Source organism: Microcoleus sp. B5-D4 (assembly GCF_036705145.1).
In the GTDB taxonomy this organism is placed as follows: domain Bacteria; phylum Cyanobacteriota; class Cyanobacteriia; order Cyanobacteriales; family Microcoleaceae; genus Microcoleus.
In genome coordinates this window covers 1-17,382 of record NZ_JAUBTV010000048.1, presented here as the reverse complement: position 1 = coordinate 17,382, position 17,382 = coordinate 1, and the positions used below count along the sequence as shown (strand labels likewise).

The 17,382-nt window shown below is 46.7% G+C and carries 13 protein-coding genes; 9 read left to right on the top strand and 4 right to left on the bottom strand.

Features of this window, described 5'->3' with window-relative positions; genetic code table 11:
• A partial coding sequence (locus tag QUB10_RS20980) for a two-partner secretion domain-containing protein (RefSeq protein WP_333205232.1) occupies positions 1-3,197 on the bottom strand: 3,197 nt, incomplete at its 3' end.
• 81 nt (positions 3,198-3,278) lie between these two features.
• Between QUB10_RS20980 and rnhA the strand changes: the two genes are divergently transcribed.
• Entirely contained in the window at positions 3,279-4,184 is a 906-nt protein-coding gene (rnhA, locus tag QUB10_RS20975; RefSeq protein WP_333152335.1) for a ribonuclease HI, read from the top strand.
• 285 nt (positions 4,185-4,469) lie between these two features.
• Here rnhA and tnpA read toward each other — a convergent pair whose 3' ends face one another.
• Complete coding sequence (gene tnpA / locus QUB10_RS20970; protein ID WP_333205230.1) at positions 4,470-4,877, bottom strand: IS200/IS605 family transposase; 408 nt, start codon at positions 4,875-4,877, stop codon at positions 4,470-4,472.
• A 79-nt stretch (positions 4,878-4,956) separates the two neighbouring features.
• Here tnpA and QUB10_RS20965 point away from each other — a divergent pair, with 79 nt between their 5' ends.
• From QUB10_RS20965 to blaOXA, 5 genes are all read left to right on the top strand, one after another.
• A complete protein-coding gene (locus tag QUB10_RS20965; protein WP_333205228.1) occupies positions 4,957-6,042 on the top strand; it encodes a transposase in 1,086 nt (361 codons plus the stop codon).
• Positions 6,043-6,345: 303 nt separating this feature from the next.
• Positions 6,346-7,134 carry a HipA family kinase gene (locus QUB10_RS20960; protein ID WP_333205226.1) on the top strand — a complete coding sequence of 263 codons (789 nt, stop codon included), beginning with the start codon at positions 6,346-6,348 and terminating at the stop codon, positions 7,132-7,134.
• The gene (locus tag QUB10_RS20955; RefSeq protein ID WP_333205224.1) at positions 7,112-7,510 is read left to right on the top strand and encodes a DUF3037 domain-containing protein; all 399 of its coding nucleotides are present in this window, start codon (positions 7,112-7,114) and stop codon (positions 7,508-7,510) included. Before QUB10_RS20960 ends, QUB10_RS20955 begins: the two co-directional genes overlap by 23 nt.
• A gap of 238 nt (positions 7,511-7,748) precedes the next feature.
• Positions 7,749-8,162: an MAPEG family protein gene (locus tag QUB10_RS20950; RefSeq protein ID WP_333205222.1), complete on the top strand. Its 414-nt coding sequence runs from the start codon at positions 7,749-7,751 to the stop codon at positions 8,160-8,162.
• Positions 8,163-8,313: 151 nt separating this feature from the next.
• The gene (blaOXA, locus tag QUB10_RS20945; RefSeq protein ID WP_333205220.1) at positions 8,314-9,186 is read left to right on the top strand and encodes a class D beta-lactamase; all 873 of its coding nucleotides are present in this window, start codon (positions 8,314-8,316) and stop codon (positions 9,184-9,186) included.
• 263 nt (positions 9,187-9,449) lie between these two features.
• Here the strand turns inward: blaOXA and QUB10_RS20940 are convergent, their stop codons facing one another.
• Complete coding sequence (locus tag QUB10_RS20940; RefSeq protein WP_333205218.1) at positions 9,450-9,995, bottom strand: phosphatase domain-containing putative toxin; 546 nt, start codon at positions 9,993-9,995, stop codon at positions 9,450-9,452.
• A gap of 57 nt (positions 9,996-10,052) precedes the next feature.
• Here QUB10_RS20940 and QUB10_RS20935 point away from each other — a divergent pair, with 57 nt between their 5' ends.
• Positions 10,053-10,691, top strand: a complete 639-nt coding sequence (locus tag QUB10_RS20935; protein WP_333205216.1) for a pentapeptide repeat-containing protein — start codon at positions 10,053-10,055, stop codon at positions 10,689-10,691.
• Between the two features lie 97 nt (positions 10,692-10,788).
• On the opposite strand, the gene QUB10_RS20930 is transcribed toward QUB10_RS20935, so the two are convergent.
• Positions 10,789-11,850 (bottom strand): TIGR03032 family protein, encoded by a 1,062-nt coding sequence (locus QUB10_RS20930; protein ID WP_333205214.1) that lies wholly within the window; start codon positions 11,848-11,850, stop codon positions 10,789-10,791.
• A gap of 282 nt (positions 11,851-12,132) precedes the next feature.
• Between QUB10_RS20930 and QUB10_RS20925 the strand changes: the two genes are divergently transcribed.
• Positions 12,133-13,056, top strand: coding sequence for an AraC family transcriptional regulator (locus QUB10_RS20925; RefSeq protein ID WP_333205212.1), 924 nt, complete (start codon positions 12,133-12,135; stop codon positions 13,054-13,056).
• 642 nt (positions 13,057-13,698) lie between these two features.
• Positions 13,699-17,382: DUF4347 domain-containing protein (locus QUB10_RS20920; RefSeq protein ID WP_333205210.1), on the top strand; the 3,684-nt coding region annotated here is incomplete at its 3' end.

Genomic DNA, 17,382 nt, shown 5'->3' with positions numbered 1-17,382 from the left:
GGATCGTTGATGGTGGGTTGATTGGTAGTGACGATCGCACTATTGCCTTGAGTGTAAGAATTTATGAACGATTGTCCCTGAGTAATCGTACCTAAAGCATTGCTGGCGATCGCCCCAGCAGTACCATTAGTCGTCGCATCTCCCACCGCAAAAGGTATCGGCGGATTGACATCGCCGCCGCCGTGGCGGATCGTAACTGTACCGGGTTGAGTGTCGCCAAGAGTCGAGACGCTAACAGGAGTGCCGTTTTGGTCAAAAGTACCCGTCACTTGAACTAAACCCGGAGTTGCGATCTCAACATTACCGCCCGGAGCATTTATGGATGCAACGCTGATATCATTTTGAGCGTTAAGATTTACTCTAGAAGTGCGATCGACCCTAACAACAGGATTAACATTTATTCGCCCAATTGTGATTTCGTTTGCGGCTAAAATACTCACAATTTCCGCAGCATTTATATTGCCAGTGCTGACACTTCCCCTACTGCTATTAACATCAACAGCGACTCCCTGCAAATTCCCCGTATTCACATTGTCTAACGCTCTGAAAGTGATATTTTCTGTTGCAGTGATGTTGGTCATTTGCAGATTCCCGCTAGTGCTATTGACATTCACTCTCTCTCCCTGCAAATTTCCGGAACTTACATTGCCAGAAGCTGTTAGATTAATATTCCCAGTGGCTGTGGTATTTGCAGTTTGAATTGTTCCAGAGTTACTATTGACATTCACTCCCACTCCCTGCAAATTTCCGGAAGTTATATCGCCTAAAGCTGTTACATTAATGTTCCCAAGGGATGTAGTATTGCCGATCGCAATTTTTCCCCCATCGCTATTGACCTCAACTGCTCCTCCTAGCAAATTCACTGCATTTAAGTCGCTGGATGCTCTCAAATCAATAGTGCCAGTGCCAGCATCGATCGATAGAACTCTAATATTAGTTTGGGCATTCAAATTTACTGTAGGAATGCGATTGCTTCCGTCTGTGCTGGTGGTAGGATTTACATTAATTGTCCCTGCTGTAATTTGCTGTCCTGCTAAAAGTCTGACATCTCCAGAAGTAGCGATCGCCCCCGTATTAACACTCCCATTGCTGCTAGCATTGACAGTCGCAGCGGTGAGATTGCCTACCGTTAAGTCCCTCAAAGCTGTCAAATTGATATTCTCAGTTGCTGTGATATTGACTGGTGTAGTATTAGGCACAATGGTATTGGCATCAGTCAAAACTCCCAATTCACCGGAGTTACTGGTAATATCAACATTAGACCCCTGCAAAGTCCCAAAATTCACATTGCCAAAAGCTCTGAGTACGATCGCCCCGGAAGTCCCAGTATCGATCGACCCTGTTACTATATTGCCTCGAACAGTATTCAGACTAATACTGCCGTTGATATCAGCACGAGAAATGTCACTTGTCAATATAATATTGTCATTAGCTTGAATATTAATTGTCGAACTAGACGTTAATCTGCCCCCAACTACCACTGGCCCTTCCCTGCTTTCGAGATTAATTTGACCGCCATTAATATCTCTAGTTGCGATAGTTCCCGGCGCTGACAATATCACCGGCCCGCCGGCCGAAATATTTTCAACAGAAATCAAATTATTCGATAAAATAGACCCAGGAGTAAATATTGCATCGTCACCTAAAGGATTAGGTTGTTCATTATCACCCGGAGTATCCGTAGGAGAATTAGGAACATTAGGAGAATTTGCCAAATTTTGCACTCCAGCCCGCAGAATTAAGGCCGGACTACTGGTTAAAATAGCAATATCTGGATCACCACTCACATTTTCCCTACCCAATGCAATATCGGGGCCGGTAATTGTAATCTCCTCGGCAACAATGCTCCCCCTCGCCTCGACTTTCAGCGAAACTCCGGTATAATCTCCAAAGAAAACATCTCCTTCCGAACTGATAATCGGGTCAAATAAACTGACAAAGTTTCCCGGCATTCCCGACAAATTGCGAATCGAAAAATTGCCACCAGAAACAAAGTGAGCATCCCCCGAAATAATGCCGTTGCTAACCAAACTCAAATTGCCGCCGCTTTGGAATTGCGGGGGAAGAGATAAGCCGCCGATCGCATTTTGAGTGAGAATATCAATAGTGCGAGATCCTTGAATGTATAAATTCCCCCCAGCCTGCGCCAAAAAAGGATTCTGGGCGCTGTCCCTGACCCGCACCGCATCCCCACCCAGCAAACTCAAATCCCCCGTAGTTTGCAGCCTAGCGCCCGCTAACGTGAGATTTTCCGCAGCCCATAAATTCGCACTTCCCGCATTCAACTGCGGCAGCCCAGACACATTAGCAGCAATCGCCACATCCCCAGAATTCACCTGCAAACCAGAACCCACAAGCCGCACAGAACCGTCATCCGCAACCGCAACACCCGCCGCCTGATTTTGACCCGTACCTGTCAGCAACTGCGGCAAAGAAACAGGATTCAAAGTCTGTGGAGAATTACCAAAATTTCCGCCCGTTGCTATTTCCAAACTCAACAAATGCCCCGGTTGACTAATGCGGAGAATCTGGTCTCCCCCAACAGCAGCAACAGTAATTTGCCCGCCCGCAGCCGACAACTGCCCGGTACTAACAACCGTACCGCCAAGCAAAGCCAAATTTTGCCCCGGAGTCACCGCTAAATTGCCAGCATTAACAATACTTCCCGGTACACCCGCACCAAAATAAAAAGCATTTGGCGTACCCACCAAGGCGCTAAAATTATTTGTACCCGCAGCATTAAACCAATTTGAACCAAAACCGACACCAGTAGCAGTAGTTGCAGTGAAAGCCGCCGGCACATTCAAACTCGCGTTCGGGCCAAACACAATCCCCGCAGGATTAATTAGAAAAAGATTAGAATTGCCGCCCGTGACAGTAATTAAACCGTTAATTAGCGAAGCGTCCCCGCCAGCAATTCGAGCTAATATATTTTGAATAGCCGAATTAGTCAGAAAATTAGCAATTTGACCTTGATTCAAGCCAAACTGCCCAAAACTGTGAAAAAGATTCGCGCCGTCTCCCGACAAACTGCCGCCGTTGATATCATAACGGTTGCCGATCGGGGTGACAACAGTACCCGTACCGTCAGCAGCAGGCACTAGCGGCTGTGCTTGCGCGAAAGTATTAAAAATTAACAAAGAAAAGGGACAAATAAATAGCGCAACCTTTTTAATCTTTAAGTTGGCATTTTTCATAGCACTAAGTAAAACTATCTCAATTGCCTTAATTATCGCACTTGCAAACAACTTACCTGTAAATTACACATTAATTCGCTCATGACAACTCCCAAAATCAAAAGCTTGTACACAGACGGCGCTTGTTCCGGCAACCCAGGCCCAGGCGGCTGGGGTGCAGTAGTTTGTTTCGCCGACGGCAAGTGTCACGAACTCGGAGGTGCAGACCCCCAAACCACTAACAACCGCATGGAAATGCAAGCTGCCGTCGCTGCGCTGGAATTTTTTGCCAATTCCGGTCAAACCGAACCTGTCACCGTTTACACCGACAGTGAATACGTTAAAAACGGCATCACCAAATGGATTCAAGGCTGGAAAAATAAAGGCTGGAAAACCTCAACGGGCAAAGATGTTGTCAACCAAGACCTCTGGCACCTGCTAGACAAGCTGAATTCCCGGCAAATCAAGTGGGAACACGTCCGCGGCCACTCCGGCGACTTCTACAACGACAGATGCGATGAAATCGCCCGTAGCTTCTCCCACAATCTCACTCCCGAACTGCAACAGCAGAAACCAACGGGAGACGAGGCCGGGGCGGACACGGAGGCACCGCCCCTACGCTTTGACAACACAATTGTTTCGGAAGAAACGGACGCAACTGGTAACAAAACGATAGAATCCTATGTCATAACTTCTGACCTTCCGATCTCCAACTCTACCATGATGGATTCAACTGCCGATACCCTGGAGAACTTGCCCCGCGAGGTGAGGGTTCAGGACCTCCGCAATCTGATCGAAACGTTGCACATCGCCGACGAGGTTGCGACGAAAGGCTACTTGATTACCAGTTCTGAACTGGCTGATTTGATGGATGTAAATGCCAGCGCTGTCACCAGTCGTGGAGACAACTGGGTTTGGCGAAATTGGGTAGTTTCGCGGGTGCGGCGCGAAGGCAACCAAATTCTCTGGCAATTAGAGAGAATCGACCACGTTAGTACAACTGATTAGTGGTTAGTCATGAGTTATTGGTTGATTAATAACTCATGACTAATGACTGTCTCAAAGCAAGATTTGGCAAAATTCCGTAGGGACACAACTAATGTTGTGTCCTTTTAGTCATCAGTTTAGTAAACAGATTACTTAACATCAGTCCCAGTTAAAATAAAGAATCCAACTGTCAGTAAGGCCGTACTCTAAACCCTCATAAAAATTAATACGGGATGCGGGAAACGAGCGTGGCTTCAGCCCGCTCGTGGGAAGCGAATCGGGGGACTTCAGTCAAGAGTGTCTTTCTTAATTAGCAGAGTGATGCGGATCTTCGATGTATTTCCTAACAACTTCACTACTAATATTGCCTGCGGTAGTAACAAAATAGCTGCTCGTCCATAAAGACGGCAGCTTTTTTAATTCTGGAAATTCAGCCCTTAAATTATGACTAGAACGTCCCTTGAATGCCTTGACAACTAACGCAGGAGTATCCATCGGCTTGACCGCTACAAATAAGTGTACGTGATCTGGCGCTACTTCCAGAGCTAAAATATCCCAACCTTTCTCGATTGAAAGTGCTAAAAATATTTCACGCAGCTTAGTTGCTACACTGCCAACTAGAACTTTTTTCCGGCGTTTGGGGATGAAGACGAAGTGATAATTAAGCAAGAATTTGAGGTGGTTGTGAGTCTGGTACTCAGGAAGTGGCAACATAAAGTTTTGTTGTCATGGATTGACTTATCAACTATACTCACCTAAACTAAATAAATCAACTAAATTTCGGGAAAAAGAGGTGACTAAAGTCAAAAAAACGATGGGAGTACAGCAAGTATTGCTGTCTCCTACCAAAGAAGTTGAGGCAGTGTTAATTTATCTTTGCCGACAATCTGGCAAGCTGTATAACAGCGCTGTCTATTTTGCTCGCCAAATCTTTTTCAAAACGGGAAGGTTGCTGACCGGAAAATTTGACTTATCTTTTGAACCGTCAATCGCCAAGTCGATGGTTGCTAAGTCGCTGCCTTCAACGCCTATGCAACAAACTTTGATGTCGGTTACAGAGGCGTTCAAAAGCTTCAAAGAGTTAAAAGCTCTGTACAGCAAAGGTCAATTGCATTTTAGACCCAAGCCTCCGAGCTATTTAACAGGTTCTAAATTGTTTAAAGTCGCCTACCCAAATTCTGGTGGATTAAAGCCAGCGCTTGTCGGCGACCAGTTGAGATTTTCCCTGGGCTTAACAGTACGGCGCTGGTTTGGGGTTTCTGAATTCTTTCTACCCATGCCGTCAAACATTGACTACTCAAAGGTTAAAGAATTTACAATTCTTCCGAAGAACGGTGCTTTCTACTTGGAGATGTCTTACGAAGTAGAATGTCAGCAACACGCTTTAGATTTTAGCCAAGCGCTATCAATTGATTTGGGAACTGCTGACAATTTAGCAGCTTGTGTGGACACGCTGGGAAATTCGTTCTTGATTGATGCTCGTGTTATGAAAGCGATAAATCAGCTCTGGAACAAAAAGGTAGCAACCCGAAAGGAAGGAAAGCCCACGGGTTACTGGGATAGCTGGCTAGACCGCGTAACTCGCAAGCGCAATCACCAAATGCGCGATGGCCTCAATAAAGCTGCGAAGTTGATTGTTTCCCACTGCTTGAAGCATGGGATTGGCAATCTAGTAATTGGATGGAACCAAGGTTTTAAGTCCAATGCCGATATGGGTAAACTGAACAATCAGAAGTTTGTTCAAATGCCGTTAGGAAAATTGAAATATCGGCTGAGCCAATTGTGCAATTTGCACGGTATCAAGTTTACTGAAACAGAAGAAGCATACAGCTCCAAGGCTAGTTTTCTTGATGGAGACTCCCTACCCAGGTTGGCGTGAAAAACCGCCTGAGTGGAAAGCATCTGGAAAACGAATTGAACGTGGCTTGTATCGCTCTGCCGATGGAACTGTAATTAACGCAGATCTAAACGGTTCGAGTAATATTCTAAGAAAAGTAGCCAGTAAGTTGGGTGTAAAACTTGACCGACTGAGTAGGCGGTGTTTGACCACCGTAGCGAGAATTAGGCTTTGGTAATAACTAAAGCCAATCTGTCAGCAGAATCTCAGCGGCTTTAGCCCGCTTGAGTGTCAAAAAATCAGTGATTTCCCATCGAAAATCTCAAATCGCAAATCGAAAATAGCATGAGTATCAGCTTGCGAACAGTCACTGCTACCAGATATGTCACTCCTTTGCGCGAGGGCGGGTCGCTACCCGCGATCGTCGAAGCAGATGATGATGGTATGTACGTGCTCAAATTTCGCGGTGCGGGCCAGGGAGCCAAATCTCTGATCGCGGAGCTAGTGGCGGGAGAGATTGCTCGCGCCTCCGGGCTCCCAATCCCCGAACTCGTTTTTGTTGAACTCGATCCCGAACTGGCTCGGACTGAGCCTGACCCGGAAATTCAAGATTTGATCCGAGCAAGCGCGGGCCTCAACCTCGCCCTCGACTATCTTCCGGGCTCGATCACATTTGACCCGATAGCGGGGAAGTCCGAGGCGGATCTAGCCTCAGAAATCGTCTGGTTCGATGCTTTTGTAACCAACATCGATCGCACGCCGCGCAATGCAAATATGCTGGTATGGCACCGCCGGCTTTGGCTGATCGATCATGGTGCAGCCCTCTACTTCCACCACACCTGGAAAGATTATCTCTCGCGCAGCCGCGATCGTTTCCCCCCAATTAAAGACCACGTTCTGCTGCGTTTTGCTAGTACGCTGGAAGCGGCAAATTCAAAGATGACTCAAACGCTAACCCCGGAAATCATTCGCAACATTGTTAAACTAATTCCTGATACTTGGCTGGTGGGAGATTCTCCTTTCAGCGATAGCAACGAACATCGGAATGCTTATATCGAGTACCTGCTAAATCGGCTAGAATCACCACATATTTTTTTGGAGGAGGCGATTAGTGCCCGATCGATTTCTTTATGATTATGCCATTATCCGCGTCGTTCCCAAAGTCGAGCGCGAGGAGTTTATCAACGTGGGGGCGATCGTTTCCTGCGGTACGAAAAAATTCCTCGAAGCCCGTATCGAAATTGATGAACAGCGCTTGATGGCGATCGACTCAACGTTGGATCTGGAAATGATTCGCAATCACCTAGCAGTCATTCCCATCATTTGTGCAGGCGGCAAGGAATCTGGCGCGATCGGTCAACTTCCCCACAGAGAGCGCTTTCACTGGCTCGTAGCACCCCGCAGTACGATCGTTCAGACATCGCGGGTACACACTGGTTTTTGCCAGAGTCTACCGGGTGCGATCGAACACTTGCTCGATACAATGGTGCGATCGTCAAGTCGATTTTAGATTTTAGATTTTAGATTTACTCATTTTAGCTAAAGATGAGAACGCCAGAACCATTGTACTGACTGGAAACTTTTCTAAAGTGTTAGATCGTGTCCGATCGATTAACCGCAATCAGATTCGATCGCGCGTGCTCACGAAAGTCCGCACTCCGGCTGCGGACTTTCGCGGGTACAGATCCGTTTTTTACTACTATAATTGACCGCACATAATATTAGCAGCAGTGGAGCAAGGTAGAAAGATGATGCAAATTGAACAGACAAATATGACCGTCCCCCTCTGGGGTTTAGCAATTTTCATCCTGTGGACGATCGCAGTTGTTATCTTGTTGCTAGCAGTCAGGATTCGGCATCTATCTGCGGGCGGATCTGTAAAAGATTTCGGCACACCAAACGACGATAGCTTGCTTTGGCGACTATTTCGAGTACAATCCAACTTGATAGAAAACCTGCCTTTGTATTTGGGAGTTGTTTTTCTTCTAACAGTTAGGGGTGTTTCAGGAACAGCAGTAGATTTGCTGATTGTTGTGTACATCCTATTTCGGCTTGTACATTCAGCAATTCACATCGCTGGCCTCGATCCAAAGTTTCGGTTACTCAGCTTAGTAATTCAGTTAAGCTGCTTGGTCGCCTTAACTATTATGGCAGTTTTCTAGTTGAGGAATTACGCAATTGACAGCTATATATAGTAGGGTGCGTCAAGGGCTAACCCTAATTGTTTCTTACACAGCGTAAGTCAGACGCACCTTACAAGTCGATCGCCCCTGTGACATTACTGCCTGTGATTTGGGTAATTTATTGAAGTTTATGAACCGAATATCTCGTGCGATCGCTGTTATTTTAATTGTATTAGGCTGCATTATTTCTGTTTTAGTTCAGCCACCGCAATCAGCCTTAACCCTGCCACCTCCAGTGCAAGAATCTCCACGACGCGGAGGAGATGTTGCTCAGACAATGAATTTTGGACGGCACTTTCAAGAACTAGGAGTTGAAGGCTCGATCGCGATTTACGATTTGAATAGCGATCGGCTTTATCAACACAACCCGCAGCGTAACGCCACAGCTTTTTTACCTGCATCTACATTTAAGATTCCCAACTCTCTGATTTCCTTAGAAACAGGGGTAATTTCAGATGAGCTTGCCGTGCTAACTTGGGATGGAATTCAAAGGCAAATTCCAGCCTGGAATCGAGACTTGAATATGAGAGAAGCCATGAAACTTTCCGCCGTTTGGTTTTACCAAGTTCTCGCCCGCCGAGTCGGACACGAGCAAATGCAAAAATGGGTAGCTAAAGTCGGTTATGGCAACCACAAAATCGGTAACAAAGACGATATTGACAAATTCTGGTTAGAGGGAGAACTGCGAATCACACCCAATGAGCAAATTCAATTTCTCCGCCGTCTCTACAAAAATGACTTACCCTTTTCTGAGCGATCGCTGTCTCTGGTTAAAGATATCATAATTGTGGAGCAAACTCCCGATTACACAATTAGGGCAAAAACAGGCTGGGCCAGCTTTGGAGAACAAACAAACCCTCAAATTGGCTGGTATGTAGGTTATTTAGAAAAGGATAAAAATGTTTACTTTTTTGCGACAAACATTGACATCCGCAACAATAATGACGCACCTGCAAGAATCGAATTAACGCGCCGTTGCTTCAAAGATCTGGCGCTGCTGTAAGTGCGTTATTTGTTCTGTAATCTTCGCAAAAACGCCAGCGGATTGGCTAACGGCGATAGCCAAAACACCCCTTTATGCGATGCCTGAGTGCGATCGTAGGTAGCCGAATCTTCTAAATCTTTTAGGACTTACGCCATTGGCACATATAGCAATCCTTGCAGGAGTCGTAAACTTTTTACCCCACCCCAACCCTCCCCTTAGTAAGGGGAGGGAGTAAGAAATTCACAAATGATTTAGGATTGCTATATATAGTTGCTATAGTGCTATATATCATTTCTCGCAGCAAGGCGACAATGATCTAAGATAGCATTAAGTTCTTCAACGACTAGCCAGGGGTTTCGACCTTTCAAACAAGCTGCGATTGCTGCTTCATAGGGATTTCTGCCAGTTTTTTTTACTGCTGCGATCGCCTGTTTGTTAGACAATCCCCGCCCGCTGACCAACCAAGCAGCCAAAACCTGTCCTGTACGTCCGATCCCCCCAGAACAGTGAACTACCACCCGTTCGCCTTTGTTATTTGCCGATTCCAAGAACGGCAATATTTGATCGATTAAAATATCGCGATCGACCAATTCAAAGTCTGCGATCGGCGCCCAGCAAACTCGATCGCACCCAAATATTTTCCGATATGTTCCCAGTAAATCACTGTAGCGGATGAGTTGCGTCTGAGCGAGCAAGCAGCAAACTTGCTTGATATTATGCCCCTGCATAAATTCAATCCACCCAGCAATTTCTGCATCGCGGTATCCTGGTCTGGCTGCACCAAACACAATTAATTCATTCTCTGAAGCCGCAGCGAATTTGTGCATAATGTTTTCAATATTTTTACTTATAATTAAGAAAGACGCACCAATCCTGAATCAACAATGAAAAACAAGAGCTCGATCGCCTTAATGAACTGGCTGCAACCCAAACCAGAAACCGTTTTGTTATGCGACTCAATTGTAGCAGCTTCTGAGATGGCATTCATGCTCAACGGTGAGTGGGATGGGTGCAATAGCTTGGTGCTCACTAAATGCGACAAGGTAGCAATTGAAGCAGCCGCCCGTTTGCTGGAGACATCGTGGTGCTACCAAAATACTTGCGAACCAGTTTTAATTAGGCTGGAAGTTGACGAATTGCTGCGCCGTTATGGGATTGGAGACAGGTTTTTTATTAATGCTAACTTGCGATGCGCGCAATTGAGCGAACGTTGCTTGGAAAACATTGATTTGAGTTATGCTAAATTGAATTTGGCTAACTTCAGCGGCACTAATTTAAGCAAAGCCAACTTAATCGCGGCACAGATGCCATGTGCAAATTTGAGTTGCAGCAATTTGAGTAAATCGCAACTTGTGAGGGCGAATTTATCAGGAGCAAATTTATCAGATGCTAATCTCAGAGGTGCGGATTTGAGTTATGCAGATTTAAGCAATGTTTGCTTAACAGGTGCCGATTTAAGAGGTGCAAATTTAGCGAGAACAGACTTAAGAAAAACCAGCTTAGATGGGGCGATTGTTGAGTAATACCAAATCCCGCTTAAATACTTTCTCTCACACCCTCTGCGTACATTCGGTAAACATTTATCTGCGTCCATCCGCGTACATCAGCCACCATCTGCGGTTAAAGTTCCAAAGTAATTAACTGAGCAATTTCATCCGTTTGAAAACCCAAGGCCATCGGCTTTTGCACTTGGGGAATCACTTGCACATCATAGAGTTCCGTGACAATTCCTTCAAAGCGCAACCAGTGAACGATCGCCCCAGTAGTCAAATCGATCGCCATCATACCACAGCGAGCCTCAGCATCCTTGGCTGCTAACAACTCATCCAATTCTAAACCGCTAAAAGTGTTGTCACCTCCCCGAGGTTTCGAGAGTCCCACAATTGCCCAATTTTGCCAAAAAGCTAGTCCTCGCACGTATCCCGGACAAAACGTAATCGCCTCAAATTTCCCTGTATCTAAATCCACATATCCTAATTCCCCTCTCCCCGAATTCAGCAACCATAATTTGTCTTGATACCAGCGGGGTGAGTGCGGCATTGACAATCCTGTGACGATAATATCATTAGATTCAATATCAATAACTATACCGCCATTTTTTCTGCGATCGCGCCAGCCATCCACCACATCCGACTGACTCGACGCTGTGACATATTTCGCTTCTCCTTCTACCATTGCCAAACCGTTGAGGTGACAGCGGTCTTCATTTATATATTGTGAGATAAAACTTGGTTTCCAGAAAGGTTTGCAACTGTGGCGATCGCTCAATGTAGCGATACAATTAAACAAAGTGCTAATAAAAATGATTTGATTATTTTTATCGACTGCGATATCGTGAATGTCGATATCTCCTGTAGTATAACCGATTCTTGGTATATATAATTTATCGTATCCTTGGTATAATTTCCCGGATTCTAAGACATTATCTAATTGCCAGAGTTGATATTTTGAACTTAAATAAAGGCGTTCCGGCGTGCAGTAGAGGCCCATTGCGCGATCGAATATTCGCCAAAAAGCCGAGATTCTGTTGGTTTCGGGTGCAGCACCGATTAACATTAACCTGCTGGTTTGATAGGTAGTGCAAGCCAGGCTGATTTGTTGTTGAGTTAGCCAAGTTGGAAACTCGCGATCGCCAAAAATTTCGTGTTCTTCGACTGTATTGACAATTGTGTCGTTATTCATAAAACCTGTAAAATTTTAATTTCCGTAGGGGCGGGTTTTACAGACAATAACTGCCTAAAACCCACAATTTCATAAACCCGCCCCCACCCAACTATAAATCAAAATGTACCTCTTGAATGTAGATGTTTCCTTCACCAACAATAATTGCCTCAAATTCACAATATCATAAATCCGCCCCCACATCGGTCTGAGATAATTCCTGTAAAATACACCAAAAGAGGTATAAATATTTACACACAATTGATGTAATTTATTGGGGGTGTAAAATATTAGCATTTAATCATGGTCTGGGATTTAAATATTGAAATCAACGATCCAGAGATATATCTTAATCAAGTATCGGGTATTACTAAACATACTTTCTCTTCCAAAGATTACAAAATTCAATGGCGGCTTGCTAAGTTAAAAAAGTTCGAGTTCGTGAGTGTTGTTTGGGAAGCTGGGAGTACATATACCGCAGGATATACTTTTGTTGGAAAAATAGGTTTCACATTTTTTGACAGCGATCATTTATTGAAAGTTGGGTCTAACGAATTCCTCGTGAACGATCGAAATTTGCTGATAACTCAGCCGGGAGCCGAATTAAGCCAGCTTCAGCACTCAGCCACATACAGCGCAATATCAATTTATATAGATGAAGCTCGATTTTTAACTGAACTGAGCAAGTATCTTGACAAATCCATTGAACGTCCTAACCTGGTGCAAGTTATCGATCGCACTACTCTTTACGGTCGATCGCTATATCAAATGGTCATAATGCTGTCGAATTTGATTGACACTAATGGACATCCACTGGTAATTGACAATTTAGAAACCGCTATTTTTTCTACCTTAGTCCAAGGTTCATCTTACAACACTTTAGAACCATCGATTATTAAAGTATCGGAAATTTCGATCGCCCGCGTGCGAGAGGCGGCCGAATACATCCGAGCAAATATGAAACAAGAGCTGACAATTGCACAAATTGCTTCCGCCATGAACTGTAGCAGTCGTTCTTTGCAAACAGCATTCGCTCGTTATTACGGTGTCTCTCCCAGTCAATTTTTGCGAACTGCTCGACTTGAAGCCACTCGTATGGAGTTAATCGAGAGCAACAAAACGATTACGGAAATTGCGTTTGAATATGGCTTTTACAATCCTAGTCGCTTTACAAAATATTTCCAGCAGCATTTTGGGAAAAAGCCTTCGGACATTTTGCGAAACTAATCTTTCGCAATTTGGCTAGCGCAACTAGGAAGCAGCAAGATATAAATCTTGTTAGGGAATAAATTGATACACAGGTTAACGGAATTCAGACCAATTTTTTATGAGGCCCCGTAGAATCTGATCCCCCCTAGCCAAGAGGGCGGGCACGGGGAGTAGGGGTCGCACCGCCCCTACTAAGGGGGGGACAGGATTCCGATCAAAGTCCCCCTTCCCCCTTGGGGGGGCTAGGGCGTGTTTTCAAACTGATCCATCAGATCCTGATCCCCCTAAATCCCCCTTAAGAAGGGGAGTAGGGGTTGACTTTGAGTGCTCTTGTCCCACCCCCTACTCCCCTTATTAAGGGGGGCTAGGGGGGATCTCCGGGTTTGAAAACACGCCCTAGGGGGGGTGGGGATTTAGGGGGATCAAGATATGTGCAACGACCCATTAAATCGGTATCAAACAAAATATTAATTTGTAAGCCCTACCAAACAAAGGTTTCGAGCCTTTGTCCCGGTTAGAAGTGTTCTTCTTACCCTTTTGATATTACTCATCACGATCGGCGAGTGTCATCCACCACAAGGTAGAAACATCACAAACCAAAATCCAATCGGGGGCATATCCCGACTCAAAAACCCCGAACTACATTAAAAGCAAAAAACTGTGAAAACTCTACCTCAAATTAACCGTTTTATAAATAAAAATATCGGAAGTTTGGTTGATTGCACCAGCAACAAGCCCACAGAAATAGTCATCCTTGACCCCACAATACCAGACAGCCAGCACCTAATCTCCGGCATCAAACCGGACACAGCCACCTACATCCTCCAAAGCCAGCCCGATGCCGTAGAGCAAATCACCACAATCCTAGCTCAGCATAGAGGCATCGAAACTCTCCACATCATCACCCACGGAGATTCTGGCAGCCTGTACCTAGGCACAACAGAACTCAACAGCAACAATATCCAAAACTACAGCTACCAATTGCAACAGTGGCGAAACAGCCTCACTGACAACGCCAACATCATCTTATATGGATGCAACGTAGCAGCCGGAGACAGAGGACACCAATTCCTGACTCAACTCCACCAACTCACAGGCGCAAACATCAGCGCTAACTCCCAACCTACAGGTAACAGCGCACTCGGTGGCACTTGGGACATCCCCCAACTCATCCCCCCATCAACGCCAAAGCCCCAACTAATTCTCACCGAAACCACACTCAAAACTTACAGCCACATCCTAGCCACCGCCAACCCAGACACCAAAGCCGTTACAGTCAACTCGCCCTCTGTCGGCATCGACGTACTCGCCAACGACACAGCCATCGGGCGCGCCTCAGTACAAAGCATCTTCATCCCCCCCACCAATGGCACCGCGATTATTAATGACTGGATTTATGCCGGCGGCGGATTCAGCTTGGTCAACGGCACTCCTCGCAGCAGAATTGCCCGTCTAAATGCCGACGGCAGCCTGGATACCACCTTCAACCCCGGTACCGGGATGAATAACGATGTGTGGTCGATCGCCCTAGACAGCAGTGGCAAACCCGTAGTTGGGGGCGATTTCACCACAGTCAACGGCACTCCTCGCAGCAGAATTGCCCGTCTAAATGCCAACGGCAGCCTGGATGCCACCTTCAACAACTTTGGCGGGATGAATAACCGTGTGTCGTCGATCGCCCTAGACAGCAGTGGCAAACCCGTAGTTGGGGGCTATTTCGCCGTCGTCAACGGCACTGCTCGCAGCAGAATGGCCCGTCTGAATGCCGACGGCAGCCTGGATACCACCTTCACCGATCCGAGGATCAATAACTTGGTGTATGCGATCGCCCTAGACAGCAGTGGCAAACCCGTAGTTGGGGGCGAATTCAACGCCCTCAACGGCACTTTTCGCAACAGAATTGCCCGTCTCAATGCCGACGGCAGCCTGGATACCACCTTCACCGATACGGGGATGGATAACGCTGTGTGGTCGATCGCCCTAGACAGCAGTGGCAAACCCGTAGTTGGGGGCGATTTCACCACAGTCAACGGCACTCCTCGCAGCAGAATTGCCCGTCTAAATGCCAACGGCAGCCTGGATGCCACCTTCAACCCCGGTGCGGGGATGAATGGCGCTGTGTTGTCGATCGTCCTAGACAGCAGTGGCAAACTCGTAGTTGGGGGCAATTTCACCCGCGTCAACGGCACTCCTCGCAACGGAATTGCCCGTCTGAATGCCGACGGCAGCCGGGATATCACCTTCAACCCCGATATGAATGACAATGTGCGGTCGATCGCCCTAGACAGCAGTGGCAAACCCGTAGTTGGGGGCGGATTCACCACCGTCAACGGCACTTTTCGCAACTATATTGCCCGTCTGAATGCCGACGGCAGCCTGGATACCACCTTCAACAACTACGATGTGGGGATGGATGGTCCTGTGAATGCCATAACTATAGACAAAGCGCGCAACATTCTCTACACCCCCAACGCCAACTTCAACGGTGAAGACACATTCCAATACACCGCCACCGACGGCGTTGTTTCCATCCCCACCACCGTCACCGTCTTAGTCAACAACTCCCCTACCCTCGACAACAGCGGCACCCCCATCCTCAACCCCCAAAACCAAAACGACAGCGCCAGCACAGGCACCCTCATCAGCACCATCATCACCAACCTCGGCGGCACAGGCATCACCGATCCCAACGCCACCACATTAAGAGGCATCGCCCTCACGGGCCTAAACACCGCCAGCGGCACATGGCAATACACCATTAACGGCGGCACAAACTGGACAAACGCCCCAGCCGTTTCTGCCGCCAACGCCTTACAATTAGCCAGCAACCCCAACACCAGCCTCAGATTTGTACCCAACCCAGGTTTCAACGGCACAGTCACCAACGCCATCACCTTTGCCGCCTGGGATCAAATCACCGGCAGCAATGGCACTACCGCCAACTACACCACAGACAGAAGCACCAACACTACCTCCAGCGTATTCAGCAGTGCAACAGAAACCGCCAACATCACCGTTAATCCCTTCCCCACCATTACCAGCGTCAGCGCAGCCACCCCAAACGGGACTTACAGTATCGGCACAAACATCGACATCACCGTTCAATTCTCTGCAATAGTCAACGTTACCAATACACCGCAACTAAGTTTAAGTTTAGCAGGTGCAGCACCTGTGGCTGATTATCTCTCAGGTACCGGCACCAACACTCTCACTTTTCGCTACACAATTGCAGCCGGAGATAACACTGCCGACTTAGACTATCTTTCCACCACTGCCCTATCTTTAAGCGGCGGCACGATTAAAAATGCCACCAATGGTGATGCCATCTTAACATTGCCAACTCTCGGTGCAGCCAACTCATTGGGTGTCAACAAAGATTTAGTAATTGATACTGTTCGACCCATAGTTTTCCTCACACCCGACTCACCCCTAACCACCATAAACGCACCATTTTTAGTCTATGCAAACTTCAGCGAAAACGTCACAGGATTTGATCCAAGTGACATCAATGTTGGTAACGGCACTGTTAGCGGATTTACAGGTAGCGGTAGCAATTATCGTTTTACCGTTATACCAACAGCTAGTGGCGATGTCACCGTAGATCTCCCAGCAGCTACAGCGATTGATGCCGCTGGCAACTACAATGCCCCCGCCCCTCAAATTGTTCGCACCGCCGACATTACACCGCCTACTGTTGTCTTAACATCAACATCACCAACCACCACAAATGCACCATTTATCGTCACAGCAACCTTCAGCGAAACCGTCACAGGATTTGCTGCAACTGACGTAACTGTTGCCAATGGAACTGTTAGCGGATTTACAGGTACTGGCACAACTTATGAGTTCACCGTTACACCAACTGCTACTGGCAATGTCACCGTAGATATTCCCGCAGCTACAGCCACAGATACCATTGGTAATAGCAATACCGCAGCCATCCAACTAACTCGCACTGCCGACATTACACCGCCAAATGTCATACTGACATCAACATCCCCAACCACCACAAATGCACCATTCCTAGTCACAGCAACCTTCAGCGAAACCGTCACAGGATTTACTGACACTGACGTAACTGTTGCTAACGGAACTGTTAGCGGATTTACAGGTACTGGTGCAACTTATAATTTCACAGTTACACCCACTGCTAATGGCGCTGTCACAGTTGATATTCCAGCAGCTACAGCCACAGATACAGCAGGTAATAACAATACCCCAGCCACTCAACTTGTTCGCACAGTCGAAACCGTTGCACCCACAGTTTCCTTAACATCAACATCACCAACAACCACAAACGCACCATTTATCGTCACAGCAACCTTCAGCGAAACCGTCACAGGA

What these genes read in the sequence shown, in the direction of transcription:
- QUB10_RS20950 (WP_333205222.1), top strand. Translation starts at nt 7,749, where the DNA reads ATGATGCAAATTGAACAGACAAATATGACCGTCCCCCTCTGGGGTTTA.
- QUB10_RS20940 (WP_333205218.1), bottom strand. Translation starts at nt 9,995, where the DNA reads ATGCACAAATTCGCTGCGGCTTCAGAGAATGAATTAATTGTGTTTGGT.
- blaOXA (WP_333205220.1), top strand. Translation starts at nt 8,314, where the DNA reads ATGAACCGAATATCTCGTGCGATCGCTGTTATTTTAATTGTATTAGGC.
- QUB10_RS20930 (WP_333205214.1), bottom strand. Translation starts at nt 11,850, where the DNA reads ATGAATAACGACACAATTGTCAATACAGTCGAAGAACACGAAATTTTT.
- QUB10_RS20925 (WP_333205212.1), top strand. Translation starts at nt 12,133, where the DNA reads ATGGTCTGGGATTTAAATATTGAAATCAACGATCCAGAGATATATCTT.
- rnhA (WP_333152335.1), top strand. Translation starts at nt 3,279, where the DNA reads ATGACAACTCCCAAAATCAAAAGCTTGTACACAGACGGCGCTTGTTCC.
- QUB10_RS20935 (WP_333205216.1), top strand. Translation starts at nt 10,053, where the DNA reads ATGAAAAACAAGAGCTCGATCGCCTTAATGAACTGGCTGCAACCCAAA.
- QUB10_RS20960 (WP_333205226.1), top strand. Translation starts at nt 6,346, where the DNA reads ATGAGTATCAGCTTGCGAACAGTCACTGCTACCAGATATGTCACTCCT.
- tnpA (WP_333205230.1), bottom strand. Translation starts at nt 4,877, where the DNA reads ATGTTGCCACTTCCTGAGTACCAGACTCACAACCACCTCAAATTCTTG.